Consider the following 7,747-nt stretch of genomic DNA (forward strand, 5'->3'; position numbering starts at 1 on the left):
TTTGTCGTCGGCTTGGATGTCACTTTAGGGGCTAGCAAGGAAAGGGACAATTACCTAAAATCGAGAATCATTGATTCTAAAATAGGGACAATCATGGATCGCATCGAATGCATGCGCGCGTTCGTCGTCACGGTCGGCGAGAACGGCTTTGCCGCCGCTGCACGGGCAATGGATGTGCCGCGATCAAAAGTCAGCAAACAGATTCAGGCGCTGGAGGAAGCCATCGGCGTGCAACTGCTGCAGCGCACCACGCGCAGCCTGCACCTGACCGAGGCTGGCGCGGAGTATTTCGACGCGGCGCGGGAAGTACTGGCCTCGCTGGACGAGGCCGAACAGCGTGCCCGCAACGGCATAGGCGAGTTACGCGGAGTGCTGCGGGTCAATGCGCCGATGTCCTTCGGGTTGCGCCGGCTGGGGCCGCTGATTCCGCTGTTTCATGAACAACACCCGAACATAGAGCTGCAACTGGTGCTCAGCGATCAGCAGGTTGACCCGGTGCGCGGTGGTTTCGACGTGACCATCCGCATCGCCAGCATGCCGGACTCGACGATGATTGCCCGGCAACTGGCGCCGGCCCCGCGAATCATGGTCGCCTCACCTGCGTATCTCGAACGTGCAGGCACTCCGCAGACGCCGCAGGATCTGCGAGCCCATCAATGTTTGAACTATGGGTATTTGCAAAGTGGCGTGAGTTTGCAGCTATGCAACGGCAAGGAAACCCAACGGGTCAACGTCACGGGCCCGCTGCACGCCAACAATGGCGACTTGCTCGCCCAAGCCGCCGAGGCCGGCATGGGTATCGCGCTGTTGCCCAATTTCATTGTCGAGGATGCGCTGGCGGCTGGCCGGTTGGTGCCGGTGATGTGTGAATGGCAGGCGCCTGCGATCACGATTAACGCGGTCTATCCATCGGCACGCCGGGTGCCGCAGAAGACCCGGACGTTCATCGAGTTTCTGGTGGCGCAACTGGCAGAGAAATAACACAACCCTTGTAGGAGCCGGCTTGCCGGCGATAGCGGTGTGACAGGTAACTGGTATGTCGACTGACACTCCGCCTTCGCCGGCAAGCCGGCTCCTACAGGAGTCAGGTGATTGCCAACGACTTTCGTACACCCAGTCTGCTGATCCACACCGCCATCAAAATCACCGACCCGCCAAAGAACAACCGCCCCAGCTCTTCATGCTGATTCCAGATCAGCAGATTGATCAGCAACCCCACTGGCACATGCAGATTGTTCATCACCGCCAGCGTCCCGCCATTCACCAGGCACGCGCCCTTGTTCCACCAGTACAACCCCAGCGCGGTCGAGACCAGGCCGAGGAACACCAGCACGCCCCATTGCAGCGGTGCTTCGGGCAGGAAGTTCTGTTTGCCGAACAACAGAAACGCCGGCAACGCCACCGCCAGAGCACCGAGATAGAAATAACCGAAGCGCCGGTAATGCGGCAGATCGCTTGGATGACGCGCCACCAGATGCTTATAAAGCACCTGCCCGGCGGCGTAGGTGAAGTTGGCCAGTTGCAGCAGCAGGAACCCCATGAAGAAATCCGGGTTGATCCGGTCGAAGCGAATCACCGCCGCGCCGAGCACCGCCACCAGCGCCGCGACCAGGGCCCATGGATTGAAGCGCCGGTTCAGCGCGTCTTCGATCAGCGTCACATGCAGCGGCGTAAGGATGGTGAACAGCAACACTTCCGGCACCGTCAGCACCCGGAAGCTCAGGTACAGGCAGACGTAAGTCACGCCGAACTGCAACGCACCGATCAGCAGCATGCCGCGCATGAACGCTGGCTCCACCGAGCGCCAACGCGTCAACGGAATAAACACCAGCCCTGCCAGCAGCACGCGCACCAGCACCGCGAAGTAACTGTCGACATGACCGGCCAGGTATTCGCCGATCAGACTGAAGGAAAACGCCTGGATCAGCGTGACAAAAAGTAGATAGCCCATGCTCGCCTCGTTTTGAATGGCGGCGAAGATAGCGGGTTTTGCCGACGATCGCGAGACACGCCGGCTCCTACAGTGGTACGCGTACCCATCAAATCGCAGGCAAAAAAAAGCCCGATCTCGCTAAAGCGTTCAATCGGGCTACAGCACTCAGGAGCAACAAGTGCAAAGGGAGGTCGATGCGCGTACAGGCTTGAAGGGTTGCGCCAGGTCACTAGACCATCCAGCGATTATCTGGCGATTAAAGCCTCAGGCCACTTGGGAAAGCTTGGCGTTGGCCTGGTTCAGGCCCTTCTCCTGGAAGTCACCGCCCAGGTTCATGCCTTCGGCGTGGATGAAGGTCACATCGTGGATTCCGATGAAACCCATGACCTGACGCAGGTACGGTTCCTGATGATCCGCAGTGCTACCGGCGTAGATCCCGCCGCGAGCGGTCAGCACGTAAGCGCGTTTGCCACTGAGCAGGCCTTGCGGGCCGGTGTCGGTGTATTTGAAGGTCACACCGGCTCGCAGCACGTGGTCGAGCCAGGCTTTCAGCGTGCTGGGGATCGCGAAGTTGTACATCGGTGCGGCCATGACCAATACGTCGGCGGCCAGCAATTCATCGGTCAACTGGTTGGAGCGCTCCAGGGAAGCCTGTTCGATGTCATTGCGCTGCTCGGCGGGTTTCATCCAGCCGCCCAGCAGGTTGATGTCCAGGTGCGGCACCGGATTGACAGCCAGGTCACGGACAGTGATCTGGTCGTTCGGGTGAGCGGTTTTCCACTGGCTGATGAAGGTCTGGGTCAGTTGACGCGAAACCGAGTCTTGCTGACGGGCACTGCTTTCGATGATCAGAACGCGGGACATGGGATGTAGCCTCCATCTGAGAATGCTGTAAGTCGATGGAGTGAAGGTTAAACAGAGTCATATCGATGAAAAAGCGCAAATAACTGCTATAACCCATCAATAAATTCGTTTATAAGCTGAGCATGCTTCATGTGGGAGCGAGCCTGCTCGCGATAGCGGTGGGTCAGGCACTATCTCTCTAGCCTGATACACAGCTATCGCGAGCAGGCTCACTCCTACAAGGGTGTTGGTGTTATTTCGGGGTGCAGGTCAGGTTGATGCGCATCTTGATGATGGTCCGGTTGAACTTGGCAGTGGCATTTTTGTGCTTGCCGGCCGCCACTTCGATATTGCGGGTGCGCGGCGCTTCCGGACCGTTATTGAAAACCACCTTACAGACTGCATCGGTGCTGCCGAAGTTGTTGACCTGTATGGAGGCGATGTCGGTATCCGTGTCATACGCGTTGTAGTCGATGTCCATGCCGTTCAGCTGTTTTTGTACGTCGATCGGGTAGGCAAACGCAGTCAACGGCAACATCGCCAGCACCACACAACAGAATTTTTTCATTCGGCAGTCTCCAATAAGAGCCGCCAGCTTAGGACAAGAGGAGCTCAAGATGAAAGCGCCCCGCGTGACCCTTGATCAATGGCGAACGTTACAGGCCGTGGTCGACCACGGCGGTTTCGCCCAGGCCGCCGAAGCGCTGCATCGCTCGCAATCGTCGGTCAGCTACACCGTAGCGCGCATGCAGGATCAACTCGGCGTGCCATTGCTGCGCATCGACGGCCGCAAGGCGGTGCTGACCGAGGCCGGCGGCGTCTTGCTGCGTCGCTCGCGGCAACTGGTGAAACAGGCCAGCCAACTGGAAGACCTGGCGCATCACATGGAGCAAGGCTGGGAAGCGGAGGTGCGCTTGGTGGTCGACGCCGCGTACCCGAGCGCCCGCCTCGTCCGCGCCTTGACCGCGTTCATGCCGCAAAGCCGTGGCTGCCGCGTGCGTCTGCGCGAAGAAGTGTTGTCAGGCGTGGAGGAAGTCCTGCTTGAAGGCGTGGCCGATCTGGCGATCACCGGGTTCAGTATTCCCGGCTACCTGGGCGCGGAGTTGAGCGACGTTGAATTCGTCGCTGTCGCCCACCCCGAGCACGCCCTGCATCGATTGAACCGTGAACTGAATTTCCAGGACCTGGAAAGCCAGATGCAAGTGGTGATCCGCGACTCCGGCCGTCAACAGCCACGCGACGTCGGCTGGCTCGGCGCCGAACAGCGCTGGACCGTCGGCAGCCTGGCCACCGCCGCGACGTTTGTCAGCAGCGGCCTGGGGTTTGCGTGGTTGCCACGACACATGATCGAACGCGAACTCAAGGAAGGTACGCTCAAGCTGCTACCGTTGGATCAGGGCGGTAGCCGGAACCCGAGCTTCTACCTGTATTCGAACAAGGAAAAACCCTTGGGCCCGGCCACGCAAATCCTCATCGAACTGCTGCGCACCTTCGACACCGCGCCGCTGGATGCGCCCTTCGCCGCCCCAGAACAAGCCTGACACGGAGTGATCGCATGGCCTATTTCGAACACGAAGGTTGCAACCTGCACTATGAGGAATATGGCCACGGCACGCCGTTGCTACTGGTTCACGGGCTCGGTTCCAGCACCTTGGACTGGGAAAAACAGATCCCGGCGCTGTCCGCCCGCTACCGAGTGATCGTGCCAGATGTGCGCGGCCACGGTCGTTCCGACAAGCCCCGCGAGCGCTACAGCATCGCCGGGTTCAGCGCTGACCTGGTCGCCCTGATCGAACATCTGAACCTCGGCCCGACACATTATGTGGGACTTTCGATGGGTGGCATGATCGGCTTTCAACTGGCGGTGGATCAGCCAAAACTGCTCAAAAGTCTGTGCATCGTCAACAGCGCGCCCGAGGTCAAACTGCGCAGCCGCGACGACTATTGGCAGTGGTTCAAGCGCTGGAGCCTGATGCGCGCACTCAGCCTGGGCACCATCGGCAAGGCCCTTGGCGGCAAACTGTTCCCCAAGCCGGAACAAGCCGAATTGCGTCAAAAGATGGCCGAGCGCTGGGCAAAAAACGACAAACATGCTTATCTCGCCAGCTTCGACGCGATTGTTGGTTGGGGGGTTCAGGAACGACTCTCCAGGGTGTCCTGTCCAACCCTCATTGTCAGCGCCGACCGGGACTACACGCCGGTAGCGCTGAAAGAGAACTATGTAAAACTGCTGCCCGATGCGCGGCTGGTGGTGATCGCCGATTCGCGTCACGCCACCCCGCTGGATCAACCCGAACGCTTCAACCAAACCCTGCTCGAGTTTCTCACCGCAGTCGACACCACCACACTCAGGATCACTGACCCATGCTGAAAAAAATCGCCCTCGTCGCTGGCACCGTTCTGTTTGCCGCCAACCTGATGGCTGCTACGCCCGCCAAGGCGCCGCACGTTTTGCTGGAAACCACCAACGGCCAGATCGAAATCGAACTGGACCCGGTCAAGGCGCCGATCAGTACCAAGAACTTTCTTGAGTACGTCGACAGCGGCTTCTACAACAACACGATTTTCCACCGTGTGATCCCGGGTTTCATGGCCCAGGGCGGCGGTTTCACTGCGCAGATGGCGCAAAAAGACACCAAGGCACCGATCAAGAACGAGGCCAGCAACGGCCTGCATAACGTACGGGGCACCTTGTCGATGGCGCGCACGTCGAACCCGGATTCGGCCACCAGCCAGTTCTTCATCAACGTCGCCGACAATGCGTTCCTCGACCCGGGTCGCGACGCCGGTTACGCGGTGTTCGCCAAAGTGGTCAAGGGCATGGACGTGGTGGACATCATCGTCAATTCGCAAACCACCACCAAAAGCGGCATGCAGAACGTGCCTATCGACCCGGTGCTGATCAAGTCGGCCAAGCGCATCGACTGAGATCCACAGGCACAGGGATGTTGAGCGGCCGCCGGTATTCGGCGCCGCTCATAGCGTTTAAAGGAGAGCCCGCACGCGGGTGGAGAACCGATGCTTTATCGCCGTTTTGAACAATTGATTGACGTATTCCGTGACGCCCCGACGGCGGCTCCGCCCGACCGTGTTCTGCCCTTCTATACCTATTACCTGAAGCAGGTCTGGCCGAGTTTTGCGGCCCTGCTGACCGTCGGCCTGTTCGGCGCACTGATCGAAGTGGCGCTGTTCAGCTACCTGAGCCGCATCATCGACCTGGCCCAAGGCACGCCGAACGCCAATTTCTTCAAGGAACACGGCATCGAACTGGCCTGGATGGCCGTCGTGGCGCTGATCCTTCGCCCGGTGTTCGTGGGCCTGCATGACTTGCTGGTGCACCAGACCCTGAGCCCGAGCATGACCAGCATGATCCGCTGGCAGAACCACAGCTACGTGCTCAAACAGAGCCTGAATTTCTTCCAGAACGACTTCGCCGGGCGCATCGCCCAACGCATCATGCAGACCGGCAACTCGCTGCGCGATTCCGCTGTGCAAGCGGTGGACGCGCTGTGGCATGTGCTGATCTACGCGATCAGTTCGCTGGTGCTGTTCGCCGAAGCCGACTGGCGCCTGATGATCCCGTTGCTGACCTGGATCGCCGCCTACATCGGCGCCCTCTGCTACTTCGTGCCACGGGTGAAAGAGCGCTCCGTGGTGTCTTCGGATGCGCGTTCCAAGCTCATGGGCCGGATCGTCGACGGCTATACCAACATCACCACGCTGAAGCTGTTCGCCCACACCAATTTCGAACAGCAATACGCCAAGGAAGCCATCCAGGAACAGACCGTAAAAGCCCAACTGGCTGGCCGCGTGGTCACCAGCATGGACGTGGTCATCACCAGCATGAACGGCTTGCTGATCGTCAGCACCACGGGCCTGGCGCTGTGGCTGTGGACGCAGTCGCTGATCACAGTGGGCGCCATTGCACTGGCCACCGGCCTGGTGATCCGGATCGTCAACATGTCCGGCTGGATCATGTGGGTGGTTACCGGCATTTTCGAAAACATCGGCATGGTTCAGGACGGTTTGCAGACCATTTCGCAACCGGTCAGCGTCACCGATCGTGCGGAGGCCAAACCGCTGACCGTCGCCCGGGGCGAAGTGCGTTTCGAGCACGTGGATTTCCACTACGGCAAGAAGAGCGGGATCATTGGCGACCTAAACCTGACGATCAAACCGGGTGAAAAAATCGGTTTGATCGGTCCGTCCGGCGCCGGTAAATCGACCCTGGTCAACCTGCTGCTGCGCCTCTATGACGTGCAGGGTGGGCGGATCGTGATCGACGGCCAGAACATTGCCGAAGTCGGTCAGGAAAGCCTGCGCGAGCGCATCGGCATGATTACCCAGGACACGTCGCTGCTGCACCGTTCGATCCGCGACAATTTGCTCTATGGCAAACCGGACGCCACCGATGCCGAACTCTGGGAAGCGGTGCACAAGGCCCGAGCCGACGAGTTCATCCCGTTGCTCTCGGACGCCGAGGGACGCACCGGTTTCGATGCGCATGTCGGTGAGCGTGGGGTGAAACTCTCCGGTGGTCAGCGTCAGCGGATCGCCATCGCCCGCGTGCTGCTCAAGGACGCGCCGATTTTGATCATGGACGAAGCGACTTCGGCGCTGGATTCGGAAGTAGAAGCGGCGATTCAGGAAAGCCTGGAAACCCTGATGCAGGGTAAAACCGTGATTGCCATTGCTCACCGGCTCTCGACCATCGCCCGGATGGACCGGCTGGTGGTGCTTGAGAAAGGCAAGATTGCCGAGACGGGGACCCATGCTGAGCTGCTGGCGCATGGCGGGTTGTATGCGCGGTTGTGGCAGCATCAGACTGGGGGGTTTGTCGGGATCGATTGATTGGGGATTGGGATTGGGATTGGGGGCATATCCGTTGCTGCGGTAACGGCTGCTATTGGTTTCGCCCTTACGGCGAGTCACTTGGAGTAGCGCCAAGTAACCAAGCGCTCTTGCCCCTTT

7 protein-coding genes and 1 pseudogene are annotated in these 7,747 nt (G+C 59.7%); 5 read left to right on the top strand and 3 right to left on the bottom strand.

Going from position 1 to position 7,747, the window contains the following annotated elements; translation table 11 throughout:
• Positions 1–93 precede the first annotated feature (93 nt).
• Complete coding sequence (locus PMI32_RS03150; protein WP_008034284.1) at positions 94–981, top strand: LysR family transcriptional regulator; 888 nt, start codon at positions 94–96, stop codon at positions 979–981.
• 103 nt (positions 982–1,084) lie between these two features.
• Here PMI32_RS03150 and PMI32_RS03145 read toward each other — a convergent pair whose 3' ends face one another.
• The 3 genes from PMI32_RS03145 to PMI32_RS03135 form a co-directional block, all read right to left on the bottom strand.
• Positions 1,085–1,951, bottom strand: coding sequence for a carboxylate/amino acid/amine transporter (locus PMI32_RS03145; protein WP_008034285.1), 867 nt, complete (start codon positions 1,949–1,951; stop codon positions 1,085–1,087).
• Positions 1,952–2,197: 246 nt separating this feature from the next.
• The gene (locus PMI32_RS03140) at positions 2,198–2,797 is read right to left on the bottom strand and encodes an FMN-dependent NADH-azoreductase (protein WP_008034287.1); all 600 of its coding nucleotides are present in this window, start codon (positions 2,795–2,797) and stop codon (positions 2,198–2,200) included.
• Between the two features lie 232 nt (positions 2,798–3,029).
• Positions 3,030–3,344: a hypothetical protein gene (locus tag PMI32_RS03135; RefSeq protein WP_008034289.1), complete on the bottom strand. Its 315-nt coding sequence runs from the start codon at positions 3,342–3,344 to the stop codon at positions 3,030–3,032.
• Between the two features lie 49 nt (positions 3,345–3,393).
• On the opposite strand from PMI32_RS03135, the gene PMI32_RS03130 reads away from it, so the two are divergent.
• The 4 genes and pseudogenes from PMI32_RS03130 to PMI32_RS03115 all read left to right on the top strand — a co-directional run bounded on the left by PMI32_RS03130 (position 3,394) and on the right by PMI32_RS03115 (position 7,627).
• Entirely contained in the window at positions 3,394–4,317 is a 924-nt protein-coding gene (locus tag PMI32_RS03130) for a PA3225 family LysR-type transcriptional regulator (protein WP_008034291.1), read from the top strand.
• A gap of 14 nt (positions 4,318–4,331) precedes the next feature.
• A pseudogene (locus PMI32_RS03125) lies at positions 4,332–5,137 on the top strand (alpha/beta fold hydrolase).
• Between the two features lie 3 nt (positions 5,138–5,140).
• Positions 5,141–5,704 (top strand): peptidylprolyl isomerase A, encoded by a 564-nt coding sequence (locus PMI32_RS03120; RefSeq protein ID WP_008034295.1) that lies wholly within the window; start codon positions 5,141–5,143, stop codon positions 5,702–5,704.
• Between the two features lie 90 nt (positions 5,705–5,794).
• Positions 5,795–7,627, top strand: coding sequence for an ABC transporter ATP-binding protein (locus PMI32_RS03115; protein ID WP_008034297.1), 1,833 nt, complete (start codon positions 5,795–5,797; stop codon positions 7,625–7,627).
• Positions 7,628–7,747: the final 120 nt, after the last annotated feature.

The organism is Pseudomonas sp. GM60, assembly GCF_000282415.1.
Lineage (GTDB): Bacteria > Pseudomonadota > Gammaproteobacteria > Pseudomonadales > Pseudomonadaceae > Aquipseudomonas > Aquipseudomonas migulae.